This window comes from Nocardiopsis exhalans, assembly GCF_024134545.1.
In the GTDB taxonomy this organism is placed as follows: Bacteria; Actinomycetota; Actinomycetes; order Streptosporangiales; family Streptosporangiaceae; genus Nocardiopsis; species Nocardiopsis exhalans.
In genome coordinates this window covers 1732449-1757746 of the sequence record NZ_CP099837.1, presented here as the reverse complement: position 1 = coordinate 1757746, position 25298 = coordinate 1732449, and the positions used below count along the sequence as shown (strand labels likewise).

General features: G+C 70.7%; 25 protein-coding genes and 1 tRNA gene. 11 read left to right on the top strand and 15 right to left on the bottom strand.

The genetic code is table 11. The features are described 5' to 3' along the window. Positions 1-98: 98 nt before the first annotated feature. Positions 99-170 (top strand) — tRNA-Arg (locus NE857_RS07825). A gap of 256 nt (positions 171-426) precedes the next feature. After that, positions 427-927, top strand: a complete 501-nt coding sequence (locus tag NE857_RS07820) for a DoxX family protein (RefSeq protein WP_254420385.1) — start codon at positions 427-429, stop codon at positions 925-927. A 39-nt stretch (positions 928-966) separates the two neighbouring features. Here NE857_RS07820 and NE857_RS07815 read toward each other — a convergent pair whose 3' ends face one another. Together NE857_RS07815 and NE857_RS07810 are read right to left on the bottom strand one after the other, a co-directional pair. Further along, positions 967-1674 (bottom strand): exonuclease domain-containing protein, encoded by a 708-nt coding sequence (locus NE857_RS07815; RefSeq protein WP_254420384.1) that lies wholly within the window; start codon positions 1672-1674, stop codon positions 967-969. Next, complete coding sequence (locus NE857_RS07810; RefSeq protein ID WP_254420383.1) at positions 1671-2690, bottom strand: LysR family transcriptional regulator; 1020 nt, start codon at positions 2688-2690, stop codon at positions 1671-1673. The genes NE857_RS07815 and NE857_RS07810 overlap by 4 nt, the downstream gene beginning before the upstream one ends. A gap of 113 nt (positions 2691-2803) precedes the next feature. Here NE857_RS07810 and NE857_RS07805 point away from each other — a divergent pair, with 113 nt between their 5' ends. Further along, positions 2804-3751: a DMT family transporter gene (locus NE857_RS07805; protein WP_254420382.1), complete on the top strand. Its 948-nt coding sequence runs from the start codon at positions 2804-2806 to the stop codon at positions 3749-3751. Here NE857_RS07805 and NE857_RS07800 read toward each other — a convergent pair. After that, positions 3739-4983 (bottom strand): MFS transporter, encoded by a 1245-nt coding sequence (locus NE857_RS07800; RefSeq protein WP_254420381.1) that lies wholly within the window; start codon positions 4981-4983, stop codon positions 3739-3741. The two genes, NE857_RS07805 and NE857_RS07800, sit on opposite strands and share 13 nt — an antisense overlap. Before the next feature lie 133 nt (positions 4984-5116). On the opposite strand from NE857_RS07800, the gene NE857_RS07795 reads away from it, so the two are divergent. Next, the gene (locus NE857_RS07795) at positions 5117-5608 is read left to right on the top strand and encodes a MarR family winged helix-turn-helix transcriptional regulator (RefSeq protein ID WP_254420380.1); all 492 of its coding nucleotides are present in this window, start codon (positions 5117-5119) and stop codon (positions 5606-5608) included. A 170-nt stretch (positions 5609-5778) separates the two neighbouring features. Here NE857_RS07795 and NE857_RS07790 read toward each other — a convergent pair whose 3' ends face one another. Next, positions 5779-6984, bottom strand: coding sequence for an RNA-guided endonuclease InsQ/TnpB family protein (locus NE857_RS07790; RefSeq protein ID WP_254420379.1), 1206 nt, complete (start codon positions 6982-6984; stop codon positions 5779-5781). Positions 6985-7034: 50 nt separating this feature from the next. On the opposite strand from NE857_RS07790, the gene NE857_RS07785 reads away from it, so the two are divergent. After that, positions 7035-7196 (top strand): Arc family DNA-binding protein, encoded by a 162-nt coding sequence (locus NE857_RS07785; RefSeq protein ID WP_254420378.1) that lies wholly within the window; start codon positions 7035-7037, stop codon positions 7194-7196. Positions 7197-7273: 77 nt separating this feature from the next. Then, complete coding sequence (locus tag NE857_RS07780) at positions 7274-7756, top strand: LURP-one-related/scramblase family protein (RefSeq protein WP_254420377.1); 483 nt, start codon at positions 7274-7276, stop codon at positions 7754-7756. A gap of 69 nt (positions 7757-7825) precedes the next feature. Here the strand turns inward: NE857_RS07780 and NE857_RS07775 are convergent, their stop codons facing one another. Together NE857_RS07775 and NE857_RS07770 are read right to left on the bottom strand one after the other, a co-directional pair. Then, complete coding sequence (locus NE857_RS07775; protein ID WP_254420376.1) at positions 7826-8326, bottom strand: hypothetical protein; 501 nt, start codon at positions 8324-8326, stop codon at positions 7826-7828. Positions 8327-8354: 28 nt separating this feature from the next. Next, positions 8355-8900 (bottom strand): DinB family protein, encoded by a 546-nt coding sequence (locus NE857_RS07770; protein ID WP_254420375.1) that lies wholly within the window; start codon positions 8898-8900, stop codon positions 8355-8357. A gap of 190 nt (positions 8901-9090) precedes the next feature. Between NE857_RS07770 and NE857_RS07765 the strand changes: the two genes are divergently transcribed. Next, positions 9091-10344, top strand: a complete 1254-nt coding sequence (locus tag NE857_RS07765; RefSeq protein ID WP_254421911.1) for a sensor histidine kinase — start codon at positions 9091-9093, stop codon at positions 10342-10344. Next, positions 10332-10979 (top strand): LuxR C-terminal-related transcriptional regulator, encoded by a 648-nt coding sequence (locus NE857_RS07760; protein WP_254420374.1) that lies wholly within the window; start codon positions 10332-10334, stop codon positions 10977-10979. Before NE857_RS07765 ends, NE857_RS07760 begins: the two co-directional genes overlap by 13 nt. A gap of 93 nt (positions 10980-11072) precedes the next feature. Here NE857_RS07760 and NE857_RS07755 read toward each other — a convergent pair whose 3' ends face one another. From NE857_RS07755 to NE857_RS07740, 4 genes are all read right to left on the bottom strand, one after another. Further along, complete coding sequence (locus tag NE857_RS07755) at positions 11073-11966, bottom strand: bile acid:sodium symporter family protein (protein ID WP_254420373.1); 894 nt, start codon at positions 11964-11966, stop codon at positions 11073-11075. A 269-nt stretch (positions 11967-12235) separates the two neighbouring features. Then, positions 12236-12787 (bottom strand): ATP-binding protein, encoded by a 552-nt coding sequence (locus tag NE857_RS07750; protein ID WP_254420372.1) that lies wholly within the window; start codon positions 12785-12787, stop codon positions 12236-12238. A gap of 185 nt (positions 12788-12972) precedes the next feature. Further along, positions 12973-14517: a glycerol-3-phosphate dehydrogenase/oxidase gene (locus tag NE857_RS07745; RefSeq protein ID WP_254420371.1), complete on the bottom strand. Its 1545-nt coding sequence runs from the start codon at positions 14515-14517 to the stop codon at positions 12973-12975. Between the two features lie 27 nt (positions 14518-14544). After that, on the bottom strand, positions 14545-15135 hold the full coding sequence (locus NE857_RS07740; protein ID WP_254420370.1) for a TetR/AcrR family transcriptional regulator: 591 nt from the start codon (positions 15133-15135) through the stop codon (positions 14545-14547). Positions 15136-15152: 17 nt separating this feature from the next. Here NE857_RS07740 and NE857_RS07735 point away from each other — a divergent pair, with 17 nt between their 5' ends. Next, positions 15153-16796, top strand: a complete 1644-nt coding sequence (locus NE857_RS07735) for an FAD-binding oxidoreductase (protein WP_254420369.1) — start codon at positions 15153-15155, stop codon at positions 16794-16796. 21 nt (positions 16797-16817) lie between these two features. Here the strand turns inward: NE857_RS07735 and NE857_RS07730 are convergent, their stop codons facing one another. The 5 genes from NE857_RS07730 to NE857_RS07710 all read right to left on the bottom strand — a co-directional run bounded on the left by NE857_RS07730 (position 16818) and on the right by NE857_RS07710 (position 21897). Then, on the bottom strand, positions 16818-17498 hold the full coding sequence (locus NE857_RS07730) for a hypothetical protein (RefSeq protein ID WP_254420368.1): 681 nt from the start codon (positions 17496-17498) through the stop codon (positions 16818-16820). Further along, positions 17495-18358, bottom strand: coding sequence for a hypothetical protein (locus NE857_RS07725; RefSeq protein ID WP_254420367.1), 864 nt, complete (start codon positions 18356-18358; stop codon positions 17495-17497). Before NE857_RS07725 ends, NE857_RS07730 begins: the two co-directional genes overlap by 4 nt. Positions 18359-18528: 170 nt before the next feature. Continuing rightward, on the bottom strand, positions 18529-19482 hold the full coding sequence (locus NE857_RS07720; protein WP_254420366.1) for a hypothetical protein: 954 nt from the start codon (positions 19480-19482) through the stop codon (positions 18529-18531). Positions 19483-19717: 235 nt separating this feature from the next. After that, positions 19718-20446, bottom strand: a complete 729-nt coding sequence (locus NE857_RS07715) for a hypothetical protein (protein WP_254420365.1) — start codon at positions 20444-20446, stop codon at positions 19718-19720. Between the two features lie 476 nt (positions 20447-20922). After that, positions 20923-21897 carry a hypothetical protein gene (locus NE857_RS07710; RefSeq protein ID WP_254420364.1) on the bottom strand — a complete coding sequence of 325 codons (975 nt, stop codon included), beginning with the start codon at positions 21895-21897 and terminating at the stop codon, positions 20923-20925. Positions 21898-22080: 183 nt separating this feature from the next. On the opposite strand from NE857_RS07710, the gene NE857_RS07705 reads away from it, so the two are divergent. Both NE857_RS07705 and NE857_RS07700 read left to right on the top strand, forming a co-directional pair. Continuing rightward, complete coding sequence (locus NE857_RS07705) at positions 22081-24618, top strand: ATP-binding protein (RefSeq protein ID WP_254420363.1); 2538 nt, start codon at positions 22081-22083, stop codon at positions 24616-24618. After that, positions 24599-25276: a response regulator gene (locus tag NE857_RS07700; RefSeq protein WP_254420362.1), complete on the top strand. Its 678-nt coding sequence runs from the start codon at positions 24599-24601 to the stop codon at positions 25274-25276. Before NE857_RS07705 ends, NE857_RS07700 begins: the two co-directional genes overlap by 20 nt. Positions 25277-25298: the final 22 nt, after the last annotated feature.

The following is a 25298-nucleotide window of genomic DNA, read 5'->3' as shown; positions in this document are numbered from 1 at the left end:
CACTGGAATCCAGTATCCGGCGGGGTTGGGCGGCGTGTGCCCCGGAGGAGTGGTCGACCGACCCACAACCCCTGCTACAGTTGTTCACGCAGCAGCGCGCCCCCATAGCTCAGGGGATAGAGCACCGGCCTCCGGAGCCGGGTGCGGAGGTTCGAATCCTCCTGGGGGCACAGCGAGAACGCAGCGAAAAGGCATCCTACGGGGTGCCTTTTCTGCTTTTCGGTGACTTCCCGCCTGTGGGCCCCCAGCGCTCCCCCGGCCTCCCTGGACTCACTTTTTCCTTGTTTCGGCCTGTCCTGGCAGACGGATACTTCCTACCCACTCAATCTTTCCATTGACAAGATGGGGGCGTTTCGCGTTGACTTTCCAGTGGAAAGATTCGCTGGTCCGGAGAGGGCCGCAGAGAGCTGGAGAGGGAGAGCAGTCATGGCACCCCTGATCACCCTGGTCGGCACCGCAGCGCTCCTGTCGGTGCTGGGACTGCTGGGCGTCCGGCGCCTGCGCCCATGGCCGGTGGCGCTGCGCGGCGGCCTGGCCGCCATGTTCACCGTCACCGGCACGGCCCACTTCGTGGGGCTGCGGGACACCCTGATCGCCATGGTCCCCCCGGCCCTGCCCGCGCCGGAGCTCCTGGTCACCGTCACCGGGGTCCTCGAACTCGCGGGGGCCGCCGGACTGCTGTGGCACCGCACCGCCCCCTGGGCGGCCGCGGGGCTGACCCTGATGCTGGTGGCGATGTTCCCGGCCAACGTGTACGCCATCACCGAGGGGGTCCCGACCGGCCTCACCGAAAGCCTGCCCGTCCGCACCGCCATGCAGGCGGTGTTCGTGGCGGCGACCACCGCGGTCCTCGTCCACTACGTACACGCCTGGCACGGCCGTCGTCGGCAGGCGCCCGCGGAACGCCGACCCGTGCCGCGGGCGTGACCGTGGCCGCGGTCCCGGTCTCGGCCAGGAGCGGTCAGGTCAGGTGGCGGGGATCAGCGGCCAGGTGCCGTCGACCACGGCTTCGGGGTTCCGGCGGCGCAGGTACTCCTGGAAGCTGGCGGACTGCTCGGCCTTCCACTTGACCTGGGCCCGGTGCAGGTCCTCGGCGGACATCTCCGCGATCTCGGGGTGGGCGGCGGCGATCCGCCAGGCCAGGCGCGCGGCGGCCAGCGCGTCGGCGGCCGCCCCGTGCGCCTCCTCCTGGGCGAGGGGGACGTCGTAGTGGGCGCAGACGTCGACGAGCTTCCTGGAGCCCCGGCGGTAGGTGTCCACGTGCTTGTCCAGGACGAACGGGTCCACCACCAGGGGCTGGGCGCCCAGGGGCGCACCCGGGCGGTGGAGCGCGATCTCGCGATCCAGGAGGGTGAGGTCGTAGGGGGCGTTGTAGACCACCACGGGCATGCCGTCGGCGGTGACGGCCTCCAGCGCGGCGGCGATCTCGGTGACCACCTCGGCCGCGGGGCGGCCCTCGGCACGGGCCTGCTCGGTGGTGACGCCGTGGATCTCGGCGGCCTCCGCCGGGATCTCGATCCCGGGATCGGCCAACCAGGTGGTGACCTCCTTGGCGCCCCGCGCGGGGTCGATGCGCCACAGGGCGGCGGTGACGATCCGGTCCCCCTCGACGTCCAGGCCGGTGGTCTCGATGTCGAAGGCGGCCATGGGCCGGGTGTGCCAGGGAGTGTTCACGTGCTTCCTCTGTTCGGTGCGGTGGTGTGGTCGGCGCCGGCGGCGCTGCTTTCGGTGGTGGCGCTGGTGCTGCTGGTACCGCTGTCGGTCCTACTGGTGATGTCGGTGAGCGCGGTGACGCAGGCGCGGATCGCCGGGGTCTCGGCGTCGGCCCGCCACACCGCCTCGATGGTCCTACGAAGCGGCGGTTCCGTGGGCAGGAACCGCACACCTTCGGGTGCGGTGCGCCGGCCCAGGTCCGGGACGAGCGCCATGGCGAGCCCGGAGGCCACCAGCTCCAGTTGGGAGGGGATCTCGGCGAGCGTGTACCTGATGTCGGGCTCCACGCCCCGGGCGCGCAGGGCCTGGAGGATCGCCTCATAGGGTTCGGTGCCCGCCGGGCAGCTCGCCCACGGCAACCCGTTGGAGACTCGGGGGTCAGCGGAGACCCCCGGGGACGCGAAGTCAGCGAGGTCGACCGTGCCCCGGTCGCCGAAGGGGTGGTGGGAGGGCAGGGCCAGGCACACCCGCTCGTCCAGGAGCCGCACCGTGCGGACCCCGGCCGGGAGCGCGACCGGGCGGCTGGACCAGCTCTCGGCCATGACCAGGTCCAGTTCCCCGCGCAACAGCGGCGGCAGCAGGGACACCACCTCGCCGTCGCGGACCGTGGGGGTCAGCCGGGGGTGTTCGGCGAGCAGGGCGGACAGCGCGCCGGGGAGCAGGGTGCGCACAGCGCTGCCCACCCCGCCCAGGCGCAGCGGCCCGAGGATCTGGCTGTCCAGGGCGGCCAGGTCGGTCTGCGCCTCGGCGACCTGGGCGAGCACCCGGTCGGCGTGCCCGGCCAGAACCCGGCCCGCGTGGGTGAGCCGCACGGTCCGACCGTCGGGTTCGAGCAGGCGCTGGCCCGCCTCCCGCTCCAATTTGGTGAGCTGCTGGGACATCCCCGAAGGAGTCACGTGCAGGACCCTCGCCGCGCGCGCGATGGAGCCGTAGGTCCGTACGGCGGCCAACGCCCTCAGTCGTTCGATGCTGAACACATCAGCAATGCTACCGAGTACATACGACAAATCATCGCTTTTGTTTCTGGGTTGTGGGCGGCAGGCTGGTTCTCAGGAAAACGATGGGGGCGACGGTGAGGAGTGCGGACTCGGTGGCGAGCACGGAGACGAAGCGGGAGCCCCGAGGGGGCTCGGTGTTGGACCGGATCAACCCCGTGGCCCTGGCCGTGGTGGGTTCGGGCTGCACCTCCGCGACGGGTGTGTTCGTCAAGCTCTCGGGGGCCAACACGGGAACCGCCGCCTTCCTGCGGTGCGCGCTCGCACTGTTCCTTCTGGTCCCGATGGCCGCCGCCGAGCTCCGCCGGATCGGCCCGCGGGCGCGGCGGCTGCTGGGCCTGGACGCGGCGGCGGGGCTGCTGCTCGGCGTGGACTACGTGTTCTGGGCGGCGAGCATCCAACACGTGGGCGCGGGGATGGCGACCGTCCTGCTCAACATCCAGGTGGTGGTCTTCCCCCTGCTGGCGTGGGTGTTCCTGGGCGACCGCGCACCGCTGCGGTTCCTGCTGGCGGTACCCGTGATGCTGGCCGGGATCGCCCTGACCGCCGGGGTGTTCAACCCGGCCGGGAGCACCGGCGCGGTTCCCGACGGGGACCCCTGGCTCGGCCTGGCCTACGGCTGCACGGCCGGGATCACCTACGCCGGGTACCTCTTCCTGTCCCGGCTCGCGGGCGGCCAGGGGCACACGGTGACCCCGGTGTGCGTCTCCACCGCCGCCGCGGCGCTGGCCGCGGGTGTGCTGGGTGCGCTGTGGAGCGGGATCGAGCTGGCGTCACTGGACGCACGGGCCTGGATGTGGCTGGCGCTGTTGGCACTGACCGGACAGGTACTGACCTGGCTGATGATCGGCTCGGCACTGCCCCGGCTGTCCGCGAGCACCGGCGCGGCGATCCTCGTGCTCCCGCCGGTCCTGGCGGTGGCCATGGGCGCTGTCTTCCTGGGCGAGCGGGTGACCGCCGTCCAACTGGCGGGCTGCGTACTGGTGGTTCTGGCGATCTGGCTGTCCCAGCGGCGAAGCCCCCGGTCCGGTCAGAGCACCTGAACCGGCTTCAGGTCGAGGCGGGCGTACTCCCCTCCACGCAGGTGCACCGCGACCGCGATCACGGCCAGCCCCGCCAGGGTGATCAGGGCGCCCACCCACAGGGGCGAGGTGAAGCCCAGACCGGCGGCCAGGCCGAGGCCTCCGGCCCAGGCGCCCAGTGCGTTGCCGACGTTGAACGCGGCGATGTTGGCGCCCGAGGCGAGTGTGGGGGCCTTGGCGGCGAAGTCCATGATGCGCATCTGGAGACCGGGCACCGTCGCGAACCCGAGGAAGCCCATGAGCAGCAGGGCCGCCAGCGCGGCCCACTTGAGGTGTGCGACCAGCGCGAAGGCGGCCAGGACCAGGGTGAGCAGAGTGAAGAGCACCAGCAGGGTCCGGCCGAGGTTCCGGTCGGCGGCGCGCCCGCCGAGGATGTTCCCGGCGAACAGGCCCACGCCGAAGAGCACCAGCAGCCACGGCACGGTGGTGGCGGCGAACCCGCTCACCTCGGTGAGGGTGAAGGCGATGTAGGTGAACCCGCCGAACATGCCGCCGAAGCCGAGGACGGTGGCCACCAGGGAGAACCAGACCTGGGTGCTGCGGAAGGCGGAGAGTTCGGTGCGCAGGCTGGGCGCGGGGGCCGACGGAGCGGCTTCGGTCGCGCTGGTGGCGCCCTGAGCAGCGGGCACGGCCGAGGTGGCGGCGGTCTTGGCGGCCGGGACCAGGGCGGTGATACCCGCGAAGGCGACCACGCCGATCACGGTGATGGCCCAGAAGGTGGAGCGCCAGCCGAAGGCCTGGCCGAGGAAGGTCCCGAAGGGCACGCCGAGGACCGTGGCGGTGGTGAGCCCGGCGAACATGATCGAGATCGCGGCGGCCTTGCGGTGCACGGGGACCAGCCCGGCGGCCAGGACCGCGCCGATCCCGAAGAACGCACCGTGGCACAGGGCCGCGAGGATGCGCCCGGCGAGCATGACCTCGTAGGTGGGCGCGAGCGCGGAGGTCAGGTTGCCCGCGATGAACAGCACCATCAGCAGGAGCAGGGCGCGTTTGCGGTCCACCCGGTTGAGCAGCGCGGTCAGGCCGACCCCGCCGACCGCGACGGCGAGGGCGTAGCCGGAGATGAGGTACCCGGCGACGGTGGGTGTGACCCCGAAGTCGGCGCCGACCTCGGGCAGCAGACCCATGATGACGAATTCGGTGAGTCCGATACCGAAGCCCCCGATGGCGAGGGCGTAGAGCGCGAGCGGCATGAGGAGTACTCCTCGATGAGAGAAAGATCGTTGTGCGTGCACTAGTTGCACATGCAACAGAAATAGTTGCATGCGCGTTCTACGTGCGCAAGCTAAGATGATGTGCGACCAGCCACGAGGAGGTGGGGCGGCCATGGGGATCGCCGACGACGCCGTAGAGATCCGCGCGCACGGATGGCGAACGCTCGCCGCCGTCCACGGACTCATCGAGACCGCCCTGGAGCGCGCACTCCAGTCGGAACACGAAATCTCCGTCGTGGAGTACACCGTCATGGACGCCCTGAACCGGCAGGACGGCTGGCACATGAGGATGCGACAGCTCGCCCGCGCCGCCGCGTTGTCCAACAGCGCCACCACCCGCCTGGTCACCCGACTGGAGGACCGAGGGCTGCTCACCCGCATCCTGTGCGCCGACGACCGGCGCGGGATCTACACGGAGCTGACCCCCGCCGGAATGGAGCTCCTCACCCGGGCCCGGCCCACCCACGACGAGGTACTGCGCCAGGCTCTGGACGACGCGGCACAGACCCCTGAACTCGCCCCGCTGGTGGGCGCCCTGCGCGAGCTCACCCCGGAGCCGGGGCAGGCCGCACAGGAACAGGAACCGGCCCAGCCCGCGACCTGACCGCCACAGAGCGCGGCGAGGCGAGGGATCCCGCACAACCGTGGTTCTGGTGGCAGGAATCGGGATCTACTGGCGTCGTGTCATGAAGTTCCTGGTACTTGACTGCTCCCCTCCCTGAAAGGAGAGGATTGTTGTCCCCTCCCGCCATGAGAACTGCGGGGATTCACGGCTCAGGCCGCCTGACCGCCCTGCGGACGATCAGGTCTTACACCCTCGGTACCGCCCGGGTACAGACCAGCCCGGAGAAGCATCACGCGCGCGGAGTTCTTGTCCCGGGGCCGGGACACCCCGCACGCGGTGCAGGTATAGGTACGTTCGGACAGCGGCAGGCGGTGCTTGGCTCTCGCCCCGCAGTCGCCGCAATCCATCGTGGTGTGGGCCGGGTGCACCAGGTGCACATCCCGGCTGTGCTTGCGCCCCATCTCGACCAACGCCCGCTTGGTGGCGCTGATCGCCGCATCAGCCGCTTTGCGGGCCATGGTGGACTTGGCCAAGAAGCGCGGCCGGAAGTCCTCCACCGCGATCGCGTCGTGCTCACCAACCACCTTCTTCGCCCACTTGCGGGCGGTGTCCTGGCGTTGGGCGGCCACCTTCCGGTGGACCTTAGCCGCCTGGCGTCGGGCCTTGCGATAACCCTTCGACGCGGGCTTGCCCTTGGGAGGTTTCCTCCTCGCCGTCATCCGCTGGTACCTGGCCAGCTTCTGCGCGGCGCTCTTGCCGTGCTCGGGGTGGGGCAGGTCGTGGTCGTCGCTGGTGGTGGTCGCGATCTCCCTCACACCCCAGTCGATACCGATCACCGCGCCGGTTTCGGGGAGGGGCTCGGTTCGGGCGGGAACCACGAACGACACGTACCAGTGGCCCAGAGCGTCGCGGTACACGCGTGCGCTGCTGGGGTCAGCGGGCAGTTCCCGCGACCACACCACACCCAGCGTGATGCCGCCAGCCAGGTGCAAGCGTTTGTCTTTGAGGCGGAACCCGCGCCGCGTGTAGTTCAGGCTCGGGGCCGCGAGGGCCTTCTTCTTGAAGCGGGGCATCCCCGCACGCTGTTTGACGGGAAGCCGGTCGGCGATGTCCTTGAGCGCCTTGCTGCGGGACGTGGCGAAGTCGCGGATGGTCTGCTGCTGGGGGACGCTCGCGCTCTTGCGCAGCCACGCGTTGTCGGCACGCCATCGGGTGAGCTGCTTGTCCAATATCGCCGGACCACACTTCTCACCGGCCTTGTGGGCATCGCGGGAGGCGGCCACGCACTGGTTCCACACCCACCGGCACCGGTCCCACTCGCCGAGGAGGGTGTGTCCGGCGGTGGACGACACGCGCAGCCGGTAGGTGTACCGGGCATGCCCGGCATCCTTTTCCTGCTTTCGTGGTGTCGTCATGATGCCAAACATACATGAGTGCGGTGACATTCCGCGCCTATTCTGGAGCTATGGATGATGAGAAGCGCATCTCGCTGCGCCTGCCCGCCGACCTGCACGCACGCCTGGCCGACCAGGCCAAACACGACCGGCGGTCGCTCAACTCCGAGATCGTGCACCTGCTGGAGGTCGCACTCGGTAGCACCGGTTCGCCTGGCGGCGGATCGGCTTGACCTGATCCGCTACGTGGGTAACCGGATTCCTTCCCGGACTGAAGGCCGGGGCATCCTCCAGGAGGTCCGGTGACCGCGTGTTCGACATCGGCGACGATTTCTGGGTGACCGACGAACAGGGCACCAAGGTGTTCTGGGTGGACGGCAAGGCGCTGCGGGTGCGCACCACCTTCGAGCTCAAGGATCCCAAGGGCCAAGTCCTCATGGTGATCCGCAGGAAACTCTTCAAGGTCCGCGACCAGATGCGGGTGGAGCACGACGGCAAGACCGTCGCGACCGTCCGCAAGAGGCTGTTCAATCCCCTCCGGGACAAGCTCGCCGTGGAGGTCAAGGGCGGCCCCGACTGGGAGGTGGTCGGGAGCTTCTTCGACAAGGAGTACTCAATCAGCGACAAGGAGGGCACCGTCGCGGTGGTCTCCCGTAAGTGGTTCCGGATACGCGACACCTACGCGGTGGACGTCAACACCCATCGCAAGGACATCGCCGGTGACCCGGCCCTGGTCATCAGCGTGGCGGTGGCGGTTGACGCCCTCACCAACGACGACGGCGACGACAGCTAGACCGTTGCTCCACTCCCCCTTCCGTACCGGACCGGGCTGGGACGCCCCCAGCGCCGGAGCCCGGTGAGGTCAGGGCGCGCCGCCCTGCTCGGGGTGGAGCAGTTCACGTTCCCAGGGCAGCGGCGGGCGGGTCCTGGGCAGCACCAGCGGGCGGGGCGCGCGGCCTTCACGCAGGCAGGCGGTGATCTCGGTTGCCAGGTACTCGCCGACCGCCCTGAAGGAAATCGGGTTGGAGTCCATGGGGTGCCAGCGGGCGTCGGTGACGCGGACGGCATAGGGCGGTCTGGGCCCGTCATCGAGCGTCCAGGCCCTGTGCACACCGTCGCCCAGGGCTGCAAGGTACTCCTCGGGGAAGCGGTCGCCCTCCACCCGGTGGGTCACCTCGTCGACGATCTCGACCCGGCTCCGGCCGGGGCCAAGTGGCAGAGCGTCCGCCCACACCACAGCGAAGTTTCCGCCGCAGCCCTGTCGGATGATCCTGCCGTACAGGCGAGGCACGGCGCGGGTCAGGGGGAGCGCGTCAGGTAACGGGTGGTGGATCGGTGGACGGGCCGGGGGATCTGCGGGCACGGGGCTCCGCCTTCCTCTCGGGGGTCGGTCACACTCCGGTGGCGCCGTCGATGCTCTCTCTCAGCAGGTCGGCGTGGCCGTTGTGACGGGCGTACTCGGCGATGAGTTTCACCAGGACCGACCTGAGTTGGATGGGCTCGCCGGAGCGTGACTCCATCCCCGCCGCGTCCAGCGTTCCCGCCGCCGCGACGATCTCCCGGGACCGGTCCACCTCGGCCCGCCAGGTCGCGAAGGCCTCGGCCGGGTCCCCGCCGAGGTCGTCGAAGTCCTGGTCGGGGTCGTCGTCGGCGTAGTACAGCAACGGCAGGTCCTCCCCCGCGAACTGGATCCGGAACCACCAGCGCTCCACCCCCGCCAGGTGGCGGACCAGCCCGTGCAGGCTGAGAGCGGAGGCGGGGACGGCCCGCGCGGAGAGCTGCTCGGGGCTCAGCCCTTCGCACTTGGCCTCCAAGGTGGTGCGGTGCCAGTCGAGGTAGGCGGTGAGGACCTCGGCCTCCGTCCCTACCCGGGGCGGTGCGGGACGGTCGTCGGCGGGCCACACACCCGCGAAGTTCTGCGGCGGGATCTGGTTCATGCTTGCAGTCTGCGCCGTAACAGCGACGAACGGGAGGATGATCCGCGGGCTGTGGACAACTCCGGACGGAGCGGTGGCCGGGCTCCGGGTTCCGGTAGCCAGCTGTAGTGTCCGGCACGATCGCGATACCCCAGACTGTTCGGTGTCGACGAAACCGGGTCGGCACGCGAACAAGATCGAGGGGTGCGGGATGCGGGACGTCTGGGGTCGGGCATTACGAGCGTGCGGCTACCTGCTGCTGGCGTTGGGAGCCGGGATGCTCACCCTCCTGGTGCTTCCGTTCACCCTGGTCGTGGCGTTGACCATCCCCGTCAGCGGGGTGGGTCTGTTCGTGTTCCCCAGGTGGCTGCGGCTGGTGGCCCGATGGGCCGACTGGAACCGGGGACGGGCCGCCCGGCTGCTCGGGGTCGAGTCCCCAGCACTCTCCCTGCCCGCCGAGCGGAGCCTTCTGACCCTGGTGCGCAGACCGGCGGTGCTCCGGCTTCTGCTCTGGACCCCGGTGTTCGCGCTGGTGAGCATGGTGTTCGGGCTCCTGGGACTGCTGGGCCCGGGCATGATGCTCAACACGGTGCAGATGCTGCTGTGGTGGGCCTTCCCCCCGGACCTGCAGCCGATGCAGTTCGGGTTCCCCGTCGACGGTTGGGGGGTCGCGCTCGGTGTCGCCGCCGTGCAGCTGGTGGCGGGGACGGTGATCACCGTGTGGGTCGTCCCGCCGGCCGCCAGACTCCACGCCCGGCTGTGCGTCCGGCTGCTGGCGCCCTCCGAACGGGAGCGGCGGGAGGAGCTGGCCACGCGGGTCGACGAGCTCCAGCGCACCCGGGCCGGTGTGGTGGACGCCCACGGCGCGGAGCTGAGGAGGATCGAACGCGATCTGCACGACGGCACCCAGGCGCGGCTGGTGGCGATCGCGATGCAGCTGGGTGTGGCGAAGGAGGCGGTGGCGGATCCGACGGTCGCCGCTCTCCTGGAACAGGCCCACACGGGCACGGAGGAGGCCATGTCCGAGCTGCGCGACGTCATCCGGGGCATCTATCCGCCCATCCTCGCCGACCGGGGGCTGCCCGGGGCGCTCGCCGCGCTGGCCGGTCGGACCACGCTGCCGGTGCGACTGGACGTCACCGACCCCGGGACGCTTCCGGTGGCGGTGGAGACCGCCGCCTACTACGCGGTCACCGAGTCCGTCACCAACGCGGTCCGGCACAGCGGTGCGGACTCGGTGACGGTACGGCTCTCCCGGGAGGGGAAGGCGGGGGCGGAGGAGAAGCGGGGGGATCTGCTGACGCTGACCGTCACCGACGATGGACGGGGCGGGGCGGACGAGACCGCCGGAAGCGGGATCCAGGGCCTGCGCAGGAGGGTCGCCGCCTTGGACGGACGTGTGTCCGTGCACAGCCCCGAGGGCGGACCGACGGTGATCGGGGTGGAGCTTCCGTGCGGATCGTGATCGCCGAGGACAACGTGCTGTTGTCCGAGGGCCTCAAGCTCTTGCTGTCCACCCGCGGCCACGAGGTGGTGGCGGTGGCCCAGGACGTTCCCGCCTTCGCGGAGGCCGTCGACCGGCACCGGCCGGACCTGGCCCTGGTGGACGTGCGCCTGCCCCCGGACTTTCGCGACGAAGGCATCCACGCCGCCATCGCCGCCCGCAGCGCCCACCCCGGCCTGCCGGTACTGGTGCTGTCCCAGTACGTCGAACGCGACTACGCGGGCGAGCTTCTCTCGGACGGCCAGGGCGGCGTGGGGTACCTGCTCAAGGACCGGGTCGGCCGGGTGAGCGAGTTCGTCGACGCTCTGAGGAAGGTGGCCGGGGGCGGCACGGTGATGGACCCGGCGGTCGTCCAGCAGCTGCTGGCCCGCAGGGAGCGGGACCCGCTGGAGTCCCTGACCGCCCGGGAACGCGAGGTGCTCGCCCTCATGGCCGAGGGGCACGACAACACCGAGATCGCGGAACGGATCGTCGTCACCAACAACGCCGTGCACAAGCACATCGGCAACATCTTCCAGAAGCTGGACCTGGCCCCCACGGACACCGGCCACCGGCGGGTCCGAGCGGTCCTCACCTACCTGAGCCACCGGGGCTGAGGCGGGTCTCCCGGGCAGCGGGGCTGGGACGGGGCCCGAAGTCACCGTGGCCGGGTCAGGTGCCTGACCCGGCCCGCCGGGGCCGCTGACCGACTACACGGTCTCCGCCTCGGCCTTGGCCTCCCGGGTGTCGCGGCGGGTCAGCAGGACCCCGGCGGCGGCCGCGGTGAAGAACATCAGCACGCCGTAGACCGCCGAGGGAATCGCGATCTCGGTGCTGCCGAGAACCGTGACGGCGATGGTCAGCGACAGGGTGGTGTTGTGCAGGCCGATCTCCATACAGGAGGCGATGGCCTCGGGGCGTTTGGTACCGACCATGCGCGGGGCCCAGTAGCCGATGGTCAGGCTCACGATGTTGAAGATGAGGACCATCAGGCCGACCGAGACGATGTACTGCGGCAGGTTGGCCCACTCCGCGGCGATCGCGCCGACGATGACGGCGACGAGGACGAAGACGGATCCGAGCTTGACCGGCTTCTCCATGCGTTCGGCGAAGGAGGTCATCCTCGCGCGGATGAACATGCCGATGGCGACGGGGACGAGGATGACCGCGAAGACCTGGATCATCTTGTCGGCCTGGAGCCCGATGGACCCGCCCTCGGTGAAGTAGCCGAGCGAGAAGCCGGTGATCAGCGGCAGGGTCACCATGGCGGTGAGCGAGTTGATCGCGGTCAGGGAGATGTTGAGCGCGACGTTGCCCTTGAACAGGTAGCTGTACAGGCTCGCGGTGGTTCCGCCCGGGGAGGCGGCCATCATCATCATGCCCACCGCCAGCAGCGGTGAGAGGTCGAAGTAGTTGACGAAGACCAGGACCAGGCCGAAACAGAAGATCGGCAGCAGGACGATCTGGCAGCCCAGGATCAGGACGATGGTCCAGGGCATGGAGATCAGCCGGGTGAAGTCCTTGACGGTGAGGGACAGACCCAGGCCGAGCATGATGATGCCGAGGGCGATCGGGAGGCCGATCGTCGTGAGGGCGGAGTCCATGGGGCACCTTGGGGGACGGGCCGCGGGGGGCGGCACGGGCGGTCGGGACAGTCGCGGACCGCGTTCGGTGAACGGTGCCTGCGCACAGGTGACCTGTGCCGCCCGGAGTGTCCCGGAAACGCCCGGAGCATCCCGGAGCATCCCGGAGACGTCCGGCAGGGTGACGGAATCGCGCCGATCCGTGACCCACGCCACAAAGTTACCTATAGGTAGGAAATAGTGGCACGCGTCACGACGACTGGCAAGGGTGGGGGTGTCTTCGTGCCTGGTCAGGCGGCGGGCCAGGAACTGCCGGTCATGTCGTAGGCCAGGTGGAACCACACCTTGCGGATACTCGGGTGTCCGTTGTCGCCCCAGGTGGTGGCGAAGCTGTCGATCAGCGCCAGGCCGCGCCCGTCCTCGGCGGTGAGCCTCTCCTCCGGCGGTGCCGCGAACAGCTGGCCGCCCTCGTCCTTGAGCGCGCTGACGGGGGTTCCGTTGTCCCGGCAGGTGACCGTCAGCCCGTTCGGCCCCCGGTCCACGCGGACCACGAAGGTCTGGCCCGGCTCCCCCGAGCGGCTGTGCCGGATCGCGTTGGTGGCTAGCTCCGCGCCGAGCAGCGTGAGCACGTACTGGTAGTCCGAGTCCCGCCCGGCCGCGCAGGTCTCCAGGAAGGCGCGGACCAGGGGTACGCTCACCGGCTCGCCGCTGAACTCCCAGCGGCGTTTGGTGAACGGGACCGGCACTCGGCCGTTGAAGTAGTGCCGGTACTCGTCCGGGACCCGCTCAAGAACTCTGTCCTCGTTCTTGGTGAGAGTGGGCACGGCAACGAGCGTGGGCATGGCTGACTCCTTCGGCGGGGCGGCTCAGTGGACGGGCGAGCCGAAACGGGGGCGGCTGCTGGAGTGTCCGAGGAGGGAGGCTCGAACCGGTATGACCTTACGCGATCACATCGTCTCGGAACAGGGGAGGCCGGTGTGGTGAGTTCCCCGAATTCGCCGCTGAACTCCTGCCACACCGGAACCGGTCACGCCTCCGTTTGTTCGGCCCAGGCCAGGGCCTCCTTGGCAGCGGTCTCCGCGAGTTCGCGGTCGGTGTCGACCAGGGCGATCCGGCTCCGGCGCTCCAGCAGGTCATCGGTGTTCAGGGCGCCCTCGTGGCTCACCCCGAAGCGGAGTTCGGCCGGGGTGATGCCGCGGGTGATCGGGGCCAGCAGGTCGGGGTCTCCCCCGGCGGTGGAGAGCACGTCGGCCGCCTCGGTCCCGTATCTGGCCACCAGGTGGCGCGGGGCGTCCAGGGCGTCGAGCTCCTCGTGGGAGGCGGCGCCCACCAGCGGGAGCTCGCGGGTGCGGCAGGGCCCGGCGGGCAGGCGGTGTGCCGCGACCAGCGCGTCGACGGTCTCCTCCGCCATCGCCCGGTAGGTGGTGAGCTTGCCGCCGACCACGGTCACCGCACCGTTGGGGGCGACCGAGATCGAGTGCTCCCGGGACAGGTTGGAGCTGTGTTCCTCGCCGCGCAGCAGCGGGCGCAGCCCGGCGAAGGAGCCGATGACGTCCGACCTGGTCAGCTCGGTGGACAGCGCCCGGTTGAACTGGGTGAGGAGGAAGTCCACGTCCTCCTCGGGGACCTCCGGGACGCGTGCGGCCGGTCCGTCCACGGGCTCGTCGGTGAGTCCGGCGAAGATTCGACCGTCGGGCTGCGGGAGCGCGAACACGAACCGGCTGGTGCTCCCCTCGATCGGCACGGTCAGCGCGGCCTTGGGGTGGCCGAGCGTCGCCGCGTCCAGGACCAGGTGGGTGCCGCGGCTGGGGCTCAGCCGGATGCCGGGGTCGAGGGCGTCGGCGTGCACCCCGGTGGCGTTGACCACCGCGCGCGGCCGCACCGGGATGATCCGGCCGGTGGTCTCGTCGCGCAGGAGGGCACCGTCCGCGGTGATGCTCTCGGCCGAGCAGCGGGTGATGATCCGGGCGCCCTGACCGGCCGCGGTGCGGGCGATCCCGATGACGAGGCGGGCGTCGTCGACGAGCTGACCGTCGAAGGACAGGATTCCGCCGAGCAGTCCCTCTGTCTTGACACCGGGGAGGAGGCGGGCGGTCTGGCGTGCGTTGAGGATCCGGGGCGGGCGGAGCACCGAGGAGGGGGTGCGGGACAGCACGCGCAGGAGGTCGCCCATGCCCATCCCGGCGCGGACGAACAGGGCGCGGGCCAGGCCGGTGTCCCGGTGGACGGGGACCACCATGGGCACGGGACGGACCAGGTGGGGCGCGGTGACACGCATGAGGACGTCGCGTTCGCGGGCGCTCTCGTAGGCGATGCCGATCTGGCCCTTGGCGAGGTAGCGCAGCCCGCCGTGGACCAGTTTGGAGCTCCAGCGGCTGGTGCCGAAGGCGAGGTCCTCGCGTTCGACGAGCACCGTGGACAGGCCGCGGGAGGCGGCGTCCAGGGCGACTCCGGTACCGGTGACTCCCCCGCCGACCACCAGGACGTCCACCTCGGGACATGCCTCCAGTTCGGCGAGGTCGGCGGTGCGCCGGGAGGCGTTGAGTGAGGTGGACCAGGTGTGCTGACGCATCGGGGCGTCCTTTCCGGAGAGGGTGGGTCAGGGCCGCAGGTAGCCGTCGAGCAGGACGGACAGTTCCTCGACCAGTCCGTCCTGGTCGAGCACGTCGGTGAAGAGGCGGCGGGAGGTCACGGTGTTCTGCACGGTGACCATGAACAGGTGGGCCAGGATCCCGGGGTCGCCCTCGCGGATCGATCCCTCGGTCTGGCCCGCGGCGAGGGCGGGTTCGAGCAGGTCGAGGGCGGCGCGGTGGCTGCTGCCCAGGCGGTGGAACGTGTAGGTGACCAGGAGCTCGGGTTCGGTGTCCACGATGCGGTTGACCAGCGGGTGGGCGAGCATCGCGCGGGCCACACCGGCGGCGTGCCGGACCAGCCGGGTCCGGGTGTTCTCCCCCGTGTCCGTCTCGCGCTCCGCCTCCACTTCTTCGGCGATGAGGATGCGTCTGAGTTCGCGGGTGAGCAGGTCGGCGACCAGGGCGGTCACGTCCGGCCAGCGCCGGTAGACGGTGGGGCGGCTGACCCCGGCGCGCCGAGCCACGTCGGTCAGGGTGGTCCGGCGCACCCCGAAGGCTTCGACGCAGGCGCGGGCCGCGTCCAGAATCTCGTCCTCTACGTTACGTTTTGACGCCATGTGTAAAACTGTAGAGCATGACCCACGATCCTCGCACTGAACCCAACGCTGTCAGCCTCGCCGACACCGCCGGTACCGCGCCGGACATGAGCTGGTTCGCCTGGGGCGACCCCGCCGAGGCGAAGGAGCTCGAACCCGGGCTGCGCGACCTCATCTCCCAGGTGCTGCGCGCCCGGACCGAGGACATGCCCCCGGTGGCCGAAGCGGACGTGGTCCTGCCCGCCTCCCGCCTGGACAGCGGCCTGCTGAAAGCCTTCACCGAGCTCCTGGGCGCCGAACACGTGCTCGTGGACGACGCGGCCCGCCTGATCCACAGCGGCGGCAAGAGCACCCAGGACCTGCTCGCCCGCCGGGCCGGACAGGCCTCCCCCGCTCCCGACGCCGTGCTGTACCCGGCAGACCACGACGAGGTGGGGCGGCTTCTGGAGCTCTGTTCGGCCGAGCGCGTGGCCGTGGTGCCCTTCGGCGGCGGTACGAGCGTGGTGGGCGGGGTCTCCCCGCTGGACGGCGGCTTCCAGGCCGTGGTCACCCTCGACCTGCGCCGACTGAACCGCCTGGTCTCCCTGGACACCACCTCGCTGACCGCGGTGCTCGGCGCGGGTGTGCGCACCCCGCACGCCGAGGCGATGCTGGCCGAGCACGGGCTCACCCTCGGCCACATGCCGCAGAGCTACGAGTACGCGACCATCGGCGGGTACGCCGCCACCCGCTCCAGCGGTCAGGCCTCCGCCGGGTACGGGCGGTTCGAGGACATGGTGGTGGGCCTGAGAGTCGCCACCCCGCGCGGCACCCTGGACGCGGGCGGCCCCCCGGCCTCGGCCGCCGGGCCGGACCTGCGCCGCCTCCTGGTGGGCTCCGAGGGCACGCTGGGCGTGATCACCGAGGTGGCCGTGCGGGTGCGCCCCGTCCCGGAGCGGGTAGTGGACGAGGCCTGGTCCTTCCCCGACTACGCCAGCGGGGTGGACGCCCTGCGCGCTCTCGCGCAGTCGGACACCCGGCCCACCATGGCGCGACTCTCGGACGAGACCGAGACCTTCGTCAACGCCGCCATCGGCGGGCGCGAGGCCGTCCCGGGCTGCCAGGCGGTGCTGGGCTTCGAGGGCACCGACGCCGAGGTCGGGGCCCGCGCGGCCGTGGTCCGGAAGGTGATGGAGGCCGCGGGCGGCACCGCGCTGGGCCCGGACCCGGTGGCGCACTGGCGCGAAACCCGCTTCCACGCGCCCTACCTGCGCGACACCCTGCTGTCCGCGGGCATCCTCGCCGAGACCCTGGAGACCGCCGCGTCCTGGAGCGACCTGCTGCCGCTGTATGCGGCCGTGGTGGGCGCGCTGACCGGCGCCCTGGAGGACGACGAGAGCGGCGCCGTGGTGCAGTGCCACATCTCGCACACCTACGCGACCGGCGCCTCGCTGTACTTCACCGTGGCCACGGGTGCGGGCACGGACCCGGCCGCGCGCTGGGACCGCGCCAAGCGGGCGGCCTCGGACGCGATCGTGGCCAACCGCGGGACCATCACCCACCACCACGCGGTGGGCACCGACCACCGCCCGTGGATGGCGGCGGAGCTCGGCCCGCTGGGCGGCGAGGTGCTGCGCGCGGTGAAGTCGGCGCTGGACCCGCACGGCGTGCTCAACCCGGGCAAGCTCATCCCCGAAGCGTGATCACGCGGCCGCTGGCCGGGGTCACTCCCCGGCCAGCTCCGGCAGGCGCTCCACCAGTTCCTCGGCGAGCGTCTCCAGGGCCTCCAGGCTGTCCAGGGGCTCGACCGGCTCAGCGGTCTGGTGGAAGAGGCTCACCCGCAGGTTGGCCACCGAGTACTCCAGTGAGGTCCACAGTTCGGGGTCCTCGCCCTCCTGGCCCCGGGAGACCGTGGCGTAACCGCCGTCACCCACCGGGAGGGAGCGCCACTCCACCGCGCGCATGGGCGGGTCCGAGTACTCCAGTTCGAAGTCGTCGGCCTCCCGCTCCAGTTGTCCCTCGGCGACCATGGCCTGCATCCGGCGCACGCCCTCGCGTTCCTCGGGGTCGTACAGGACGGCCTGGAGGCTGAAGTCGGCGGGACCGCCGTCGACCGCCACCGCCGCCTCGCAGTGCACCAGCTGGAGTACCCCGTCCTCGCCGGGGTCGGCGGCGCCGCCGCGGAGGTCGAAGTCACCGGTTCCGGGCAGCCGGTCGGGCAGGTCATCCGGGAGCAGGTCCTCACAGTCCCCGGTCAGGCTGGTGTAGCCGTCGGTCGCCCGGTCCCACACGAGCACCCCGCCCGCCACCAGCACCGCGGCGGCCGCCGCGCCCCCGATCAGTGGCAGGGCGCGCGACCTGTCGCGGCGTCTTTCCCGCTCCGGGGCCTGCTCTGCCTCGGTCACGCCGGTTCCGCCTCTCGGGTGATCTGTTCGTACATCTGCTCGGAGAGCAGTTCCATGTAGTCGAGGACATCGGACTCTTCGTAGGAGTCGTAGAGGCTGTAGGAGCCCTGGGCGGTGACGTTGTCCGTGACGAAGGTCAGGACCCCGTGGCCGTCGCGATTGTAGAACTCGCTGTTGTCCTCGTAGAACCCGACCATCCCGCCGTCGCCGGTCGAGGTCTCCCGCCAGCCGCGCCTGACCCAGCCGGGCGGGGAGTCGCTCATCTCACCGCCCGCCCACTCCTGGCGGTGGTCCTCCATCTCACCCACCAGGTACTCGTTGAGTTCCCCGGCCGCCTCCTGGTCCTGGCCGTGGGCCTCGTGCAGGAAGATCGAGAGCCACAGCACCTCGCGGTAGTCCCGGTCGATGACCTTGCACTGGAGGTAGCCGCGGATCTCCATCTCCTCGATGTACCGCTCGCCCGGGGAGTGCGGGTCTCCGACGTCGACGAACTCACCGGAGACCCTGGGGCGGACCGGGACGGGCACGGTGGCGAGCATCTCCTCCGACACGAGGGGGCCGCACCCGGGCAGTGCGGTGTAGGGACCGTTGGTGCCCGAGAGCGACCAGACCACCACCCCCGCGGACACCAGGAGCAGGGCCGCTGCCCCGATCCCGCCGAGCAGCGGTGCCCGCCGCCGGGCCGACGGCGGGTACGGCTGCGGGGCCTGCGGAAACGGCTGCCGGGCGTAGGGCTGCTGGGGCTGCGGGAACCCGCCGTGCGGCGGTGGGCTGTGCGGCGGCTGGCCGGGGCGGCCGGGGAACGGCGGCTCTCCCGGTCGCCCGGGGAACCCGTCACTACCAGGGGGATGTCCGGTCATCAGTGTCGCGGCGTCTCTCCCCGATGGACGGGCGGACCCGGACGGGCCACGGGGAGCACGCGCCACACCTCCTCACAGGTGGGTCGACAACGGTCGATATCTCGACAGAATAGGATGTTTTCCCACCTGAAGCGGCCCCGAATCAGACTCGTTCCCGGTACCGAACAGCTCTAGCGCTCGGCCACGCGCGGGATCTGTTTGACGACCGCACCCGCAACCGACGTCACGGTGTCGTAGAGCTCCTTGACGTCCGGCGGCCGCGAGGAGCCCGAGTAGTCGACGTTCACCACGATGATGGCGTTGTTCTTCTCGACGTACGCCACCCCGAACTCCGACAGGTAGCGATCGCCCCTGCCGTCGTCCACCCCGACGGCGATGCTCCGGTCACCGATCGAGGGGGTGTCCCAGTAGCCCCGGGCACCGTCGCCCATGTAACCGAAGCCGTGGTCGACGACTTCACCGCGCGGGACAGTCCCGTCGGTCAGATCGTCGAGCTCTTCCACGGCCTCCTCGAAGTAGCGCTCCATGTCCCAGCTCGACCGTTCGCGATCGACCAGAAGAGCGGCGACGGTCAGGTCGACGTCGTCGTTCCCGGCGGAGCAGGCCAAGGCGCCGTGGAAGCTCGCTCCGAAGAGGTCGAAATCGGAGGCATCCCTTTGGAACGTGCCCTCCAGCCGCGGCGGTGAGCCGTCGAAGAGGTCGTCGAGGACGTTGTCACCGACCACCTCGGCGCAGTCCCTGGGCAGGGAGACATAGTCCCGGCCGGTGTTGACGGACACCAGGGTGCCGACGATGATCAGCAGCACCGCGGCGCCGATCGCACCGCCGATGATCAGGCCGGTCTTCTTCTTCGGACCACCGGGACCGGGACCCTGGGGCCCGAAACCGGGCGGCTGCTGGCCGGGCGGGAAGTGGCCGGGGGGACCCTGCGGCGGGTACTGCCCGGGCGGGCCCTGCGGAGCCTGCTGTCCGAACCCGGGTGGCGGAGTCTGCTGGCCGTAGCCCGGAGGCTGAGCCTGCTGCCCGTACTGACCGGGCTGGCCCGGCTGACCCGGGAAGGGGCTCTGCGGGCCGTTCGGGGGTTGCGGCCCCTGGGGGCCGTACGGGGGCTGGGGCTGTCCCATGAATGGTGCCTCGTGGATCCATGTCACTGGAAGATCCGCGTCAGTCGACGACAGGTGTCTTCAAAGGGGAGAAAACGAACCCCCCACTTCTACCGGACACCCAAGGTGCCCGAACGACCACAGGCCCCTAACGGCCACTCCTGGCCAGACCGAAACCAGGATCATGAGACAGATCACCCAGCCCTCCGCATCACCCGACCCACGAAGGGCGCGACGCGGGGTCATGCCCGTGCGTCTACTTCTTCACGGCCACTCGCTCGAGCTGCTTGGCCAGGTCACCGCTGGCGGAGTCGACCGTATTGAACAGCTCCCGCACGTCGCGCCCGCCCTCGCTGTCGTTCACGACGATGCTGCCCGCGATGTTGTCCGTGAGGAAGAAACCAACGGCGAAGCTGTTCGAGGCATCGGGGATATCGGAGAAATCCTCACCGGCGTCGGTGGCCATGACCAGCACCACGCTCTGGTCCCCCACCTTGGTCTGATCCCACAGGTACGAGGCGGTCATGTCCAAACCGAAGTCCTCCTCGTGGATCTCGCCGGGCAGGGACTGCCCGTCCATGAACTCCTCGTTGAACTCGGTCCCGTCGAAGATCCCCTCAAGTTCCCTCTGGGTCTGCGGGTCCTCGAGGTCGACCAGCTCGGCGTTGATCTCGACAAGGACGTGAGAGGACTCGACGCTGCAGTCCAGCGTCCCGTAGGAGGAGTCCATGCTGCCGGTGCCCTCGTTGAAACCACCGATGAGCGTGGGAATTCCGTCCTCGAAGAACGGGGCGAGGATCGAACTGTCGACCGCCTCGTCGCAGAGGTTCGGCAGGGAAACGTATTCGGTGCCGGAGCCGGTCTCCTCTTCGGCGTCCGCTTCGTCCTCGTCCGTCGCCGAGATACTTCCACCGCCCTCACCGCCCCCACCAGCGGAGTTGGCGAAGACCAGGACGCCGCCGACGGCCACGACCAGCAGGACCACGGCACCGATCGCACCGCCGATGATCAGGCCGGTCTTCTTCTTCGGACCACCGGGGCCAGGGCCGGGACCCTGGGGCCCGAAACCGGGCGGCTGCTGGCCGGGCGGGAAGTGGCCGGGAGGACCCTGCGGCGGCTGCTGGCCATATCCCGGAGGCTGCTGCCCGAACCCGGGCGGCGGACCCTGGGGCTGCTGACCCGGCTGAACCGGCTGACCGGGGTAAGGCCCCTGAGGGCGGTACGGAGGTTGCGGCCCCGGAGGGCCGTACGGGGGCGGGGGCTGTCCCATGGAGATGCCTCGTGGATCCATGTCACTGGAAGATCCGCGTCAACCGACGACCGGAGTCTTCAAAAAGGGAGGAAACGAACCCCCCACTTCTACCGGACACCCAAGGCGCCCGAACGACCACGGGCCCCTGACGGCCACTCCTGGCCACCGGGCACCCTTACGGCCTCCGCACGGCCCCGCGGGTCACGTCTCTACTTGTCGGCCACGCGCTTGAGCTGGCTGGCCAGGTGACCGCTGGCGGAGTCGACCGTATTGAACAGCTCCCGCACGTCGCGCCCGCCCTCGCTGTCGTTCACGATGATGCCGCCGGCGATGTTGTCCGTGAGGAAGACGCCCATGGCGAAGTTGTTCGAGGCGCCGGGGACGTCGGAGAAGTCCTCACCGGCGTCGGTGGCCATGGCCAGCGTGATGCCCTGGTCACCCACATTGGTCTGGTCCCACAGGTACGAGGCGGTCATGCCGAAACCGAAGTCCTCCTCGTGGATCTCGCCGGGCAGGGCCTGTTCGTCCATGAACTCGTCGTTGAACATGGTCCCGTCGAAGATCTCCTCGAACTCCTCCATGGTCTCCGGGTCCTCGAGGTCGACCAGCTCGGCGTTGATCTCGACGGTGACGCCACCGGACTCACCGCTGCAGTTCAGGGTCCCGTAGGAGGAATCGATGCTGCGGTTGTCCTCGTCGAAGCTACCGCTGAGCGTGGGGGGTCCGTCCTCGAAGAACGGGTCGAGGATCGAGCTGTCGACCGCCTCGGAGCAGTCGTTGGGCAGGGAGACGTACTCACCGCCGGAGTTGGCGAGGACCAGCACACCGCCGACCACCACGACCAGCAGCACCGCCGTGGCCGCACCGCCGATGATCAGACCGGTCTTCTTCTTCGGACCAGCGGCCCCGGGCCCCTGCGGGCCGTGGCCGGGAGGGTACTGCCCGGGAGGACCCTGCGGCGGGAACTGCCCGGGCGGTCCCTGCGGAGGCTGCTGGCCATATCCCGGAGGCTGCTGGCCGTAACCGGGCGGCGGCCCCTGCGGAGGCATCCCCTGCGGCGGGAACTGCCCGGGCGGGCCCTGGGGCGGCTGCTGTCCGAACCCGGGCGGCGGGCCCTGGGGCGGCGGGCCGGGCTGCCCCGGGTAGGGGCCCTGCGGGCCGTTCGGGGTCGGGGGCTGTCCCATGGGGTTACCTCGTGGTCTGCTCTGTTGGAAAAGGGCTCTTCAGTTTTACCGGACACAAGCCGCGAAGAGTCATCCTCGGTCCTGTTCCGGTCACCTCCCAGCGCTCGGATCACGGAGGAGCACAGCCGGGATCACACCGGAACGGCGGCGGACCCGGCCCGCCGGGTCCGCGCCGGACCCACAATGGGGGACGTGAAAGGAACTCTCCGTATCCACCTGGGTTCGGCCCCGGGTGTGGGCACCACACACCACGCGCTGGCCGAGGCGCGGCGCCGGGCCGAACGCGGGGTGGACGTCGTGGTCGGCGCGGTGCACACCCATCGCCGAATCCACACCTCGGCGCTGCTCGAAGGCCTGGAGACCGTCCCACCGCTCCCCTCCGGGGCCGTGGACACCGCCGCGGTGATCACCCGGGCGCCCCAGGTGGTGCTCGTGGACGACCTGGCCCGGCCCAACGGACCCGGCTCCCCCAACTCCGCACGCTGGCAGGACGTGGAGGAGCTGCTGGCGGCGGGGATCGACGTGCTGTCCACGGTGGGCATCCACCACCTGGACTCGCTCTACGACGTCGTCCACCAGATCACCGGTGCCCGGCCCGAGTACACCGTCCCGGACCGCGTGGTGCGCGGGGCCGCGGAGATCGAGCTGGTCGACGTCACCCCCCAGGAGCTGCGCCGCCGCATGGCCCACGGCGACCTGCACCCGGCGGAGCGGGTCGACGCGGCGATGGCTGACTACTACCGCGAGGGCAACCTGGCGGCCCTGCGCGAGCTCGCCCTGCTCTGGACCGCCGACCGGGTCGAGGAGGGGCTCACCCGCTACCGGGGCGAGCACGAGATCCGCAACACCTGGGAGGCCCGGGAACGGGTGGTGGTGGCGCTGACCGGCGGCCCCGAGGGCGAGACGCTGATCCGCCGCGCCGCCCGGGTGGCGGCCCGCTCCAGGGGCGGCCGCCCCCAGCCGAGCCACCTCCTCGCGGTGCACGTGGTGCCGCCGAGCGGGATCGGCGAACAGCCCACCGGGGAGCTGCTGCGGCAGCGGCACCTGCTCGCGGAGCTGGGCGGCACCTACCACCAGGTGGTGGGTACCGACGTGCCCTCGGCCCTGCTGGAGTTCGCGCGCGGCGCACACGCCACCCAGATCGTGCTGGGTTCCTCCCGCAGGCGCCCCTGGCAGTACGTGTTCGGGCCCGGGGTAGGCACGATCGTGTCCCGGGAGTCCGGCGACATCGACGTGCACATCGTCACGCACGAGGAGGTGGGCCGGGGCCGCTGGCCGCTCCCCGCGGTGGGCCGGGGCCTGAACGAGCACCGCCGACTGTGGGGATGGACGCTGGCCCTGATGGCCCCGCCGTTCCTCACCCTGGTGCTGGCGCTGCCGGTCTTCGTGGAGGTCGGACCTGCCTCGGACCCCTTGTTACTGCTGTTCATCACGGTGGCCACGGCGGCGGTCGGCGGTCTGCCCCCGGCACTGGCCTCGGCGCTGTGGAGCGCGCTCCTGCTCACCGTGCTGCTGTCACCGCTGCACGGGCGGCCGTCGGTGTCCCTGGACAACTTCCTGTCGATGGCGGCGTTCGTGCTGGTGGGCGCGTTGGTGGCGGTGATGGTGGAGACGGCCGCCCGCCGGTCGGCGCAGGCAGTGCGCGGCCGGGCCGAGGCGGACGCGGTCACCCTGCTGGCGGCGAGCGTGCTGTCCGGGAACGAACCGCTCCAGGCGCTGCTACGGCGGATCCGGGAGGCCTTCGGGCAGCGGTCGGCGACCCTGCTGGAGCGGTTGGACGACGGCCGCTGGCACGCGGTGCACAGCGTCGGCGCCCCGGCCTGTGAGTCGCCCGAGGAGGCGGACGCCCTGGTGTCGGTCTCGGACACGGTGGCGCTCGGGCTGCGCGGCCGGATGCTGCCCGCCGCCGACCGGGGTGTGCTGGGGGCTTTCGCCACCCACGTGGGGATCGCTCTGGAACACCGGCGGCTGGCCTGGGACGCGGCCGAGGCCCGTGGCCAGGCGGCGGGCAACCGGATGCGCACCGCGCTGCTGGCGGCGGTCTCGCACGACCTTCGCACCCCGCTGACCTCCATCAAGGCGAGCGTGTCCAGTCTGCGAGCCACCGACATCCGGCTTTCGGAAGAGGACCGCGCGGAGCTGCTGGAGACCGTCGAGGAGTCCGCGGACCGGCTGAACCGGCTGATCGGGAACCTGCTGGACATGAGCCGGGTGCAGACCGACAGCGTGCGGCCCCATCTCCATGCAGTGGCGCTGGAGGAGGTACTTCCGGCGACCCTGCTGGGTGTGCCGACCGACGCGGTGGTGGTGGACGTCCCGGGCGACCTGCCCCGGGTACGGGTGGACGCCGGCCTGCTGGACCGGGCCGTGGCCAACGTGGTCACCAACGCGGTCCGATACAACCCCGATCCCCGGACCCCGGTGCTCGTGGCGGCCAGCGCGCACGGGGACAGCGTGCAGCTGCGGGTGGTGGACCGGGGCCCGGGCGTCTCGGACGAGGCCAAACAACGGATGTTCGAGGCCTTCCAGCGCCTGGGCGACGCTCCCCAGGGGACGGGGGTCGGCCTGGGACTGGCGGTGGCACGTGGTTTCGTTGAGGCGATGCACGGCACCCTCGCCCCCGAGGACACCCCGGGCGGCGGACTGACGATGGTGTTCACCCTGCGTGCGGTGGACGAGGGCGAAGACGAAGAGGAGAGGCATGCGGGTCCTGGTCGTTGACGACGACGTGCAGATCATCCGGGCGATGCGGATCAACCTGAGGGCCCGCGGCTACGACGTGGACACCGCGGCGAACGGGGCGAGCGCGCTCCGGCTGGCCTCGGAGCAGCACCCCCACGTGGTGCTGCTGGACCTGGGGCTGCCGGACATGGAGGGTGTGGAGGTCATCCAGCGGCTGCGCGGCTGGTCCCAGGTGCCCATCATCGTGCTGTCGGCCCGGCATTCGGCCGGGGAGAAGGTGCGCTGCCTGGACTCCGGCGCGGACGACTACGTCACCAAGCCGTTCGGGATGGACGAGTTGCTGGCCCGGATGCGCGCCGCCGAACGCCGGGCGGTCCCGGTCGAGGAGGCCCCGGTGGTGCGCACGGACTCCTTCGAGGTGGACCTGGGGGCCAAGCGGGTGATGCGCGACGGCGAGGAGGTGCGGCTCACCCCCACCGAGTGGCACATCCTGGAACTCCTGGCCCGCAACACCGGGCAGCTGGTCAGTCAGCGCCAGATCCTGCACGACGTGTGGGGGCCGAGCTACCAGAACGAGACCAACTACCTGCGGGTGTACCTGGCCCAGCTGCGCCGCAAGCTGGAGCCGGACCCGTCCCACCCGCGCTACCTCATCACCGAGGCCGGACGCGGATACCGCTTCGAGCGGGAGGGCTAGTTTCCCGGTGGAGGACAGCGCT

What these genes read in the sequence shown, in the direction of transcription:
- NE857_RS07765 (WP_254421911.1), top strand. Translation starts at nt 9,091, where the DNA reads ATGCGGGACGTCTGGGGTCGGGCATTACGAGCGTGCGGCTACCTGCTG.
- NE857_RS07785 (WP_254420378.1), top strand. Translation starts at nt 7,035, where the DNA reads ATGGATGATGAGAAGCGCATCTCGCTGCGCCTGCCCGCCGACCTGCAC.
- NE857_RS07750 (WP_254420372.1), bottom strand. Translation starts at nt 12,787, where the DNA reads ATGCCCACGCTCGTTGCCGTGCCCACTCTCACCAAGAACGAGGACAGA.
- NE857_RS07755 (WP_254420373.1), bottom strand. Translation starts at nt 11,966, where the DNA reads ATGGACTCCGCCCTCACGACGATCGGCCTCCCGATCGCCCTCGGCATC.
- NE857_RS07725 (WP_254420367.1), bottom strand. Translation starts at nt 18,358, where the DNA reads ATGACCGGACATCCCCCTGGTAGTGACGGGTTCCCCGGGCGACCGGGA.
- NE857_RS07705 (WP_254420363.1), top strand. Translation starts at nt 22,081, where the DNA reads ATGGGGGACGTGAAAGGAACTCTCCGTATCCACCTGGGTTCGGCCCCG.
- NE857_RS07745 (WP_254420371.1), bottom strand. Translation starts at nt 14,517, where the DNA reads ATGCGTCAGCACACCTGGTCCACCTCACTCAACGCCTCCCGGCGCACC.
- NE857_RS07800 (WP_254420381.1), bottom strand. Translation starts at nt 4,983, where the DNA reads ATGCCGCTCGCGCTCTACGCCCTCGCCATCGGGGGCTTCGGTATCGGA.
- NE857_RS07770 (WP_254420375.1), bottom strand. Translation starts at nt 8,900, where the DNA reads ATGAACCAGATCCCGCCGCAGAACTTCGCGGGTGTGTGGCCCGCCGAC.
- NE857_RS07700 (WP_254420362.1), top strand. Translation starts at nt 24,599, where the DNA reads ATGCGGGTCCTGGTCGTTGACGACGACGTGCAGATCATCCGGGCGATG.
- NE857_RS07820 (WP_254420385.1), top strand. Translation starts at nt 427, where the DNA reads ATGGCACCCCTGATCACCCTGGTCGGCACCGCAGCGCTCCTGTCGGTG.
- NE857_RS07710 (WP_254420364.1), bottom strand. Translation starts at nt 21,897, where the DNA reads ATGGGACAGCCCCCGACCCCGAACGGCCCGCAGGGCCCCTACCCGGGG.
- NE857_RS07790 (WP_254420379.1), bottom strand. Translation starts at nt 6,984, where the DNA reads ATGACGACACCACGAAAGCAGGAAAAGGATGCCGGGCATGCCCGGTAC.
- NE857_RS07795 (WP_254420380.1), top strand. Translation starts at nt 5,117, where the DNA reads ATGGGGATCGCCGACGACGCCGTAGAGATCCGCGCGCACGGATGGCGA.
- NE857_RS07720 (WP_254420366.1), bottom strand. Translation starts at nt 19,482, where the DNA reads ATGGGACAGCCCCAGCCCCCGTACGGCCCCCAGGGGCCGCAACCCCCG.
- NE857_RS07740 (WP_254420370.1), bottom strand. Translation starts at nt 15,135, where the DNA reads ATGGCGTCAAAACGTAACGTAGAGGACGAGATTCTGGACGCGGCCCGC.
- NE857_RS07735 (WP_254420369.1), top strand. Translation starts at nt 15,153, where the DNA reads ATGACCCACGATCCTCGCACTGAACCCAACGCTGTCAGCCTCGCCGAC.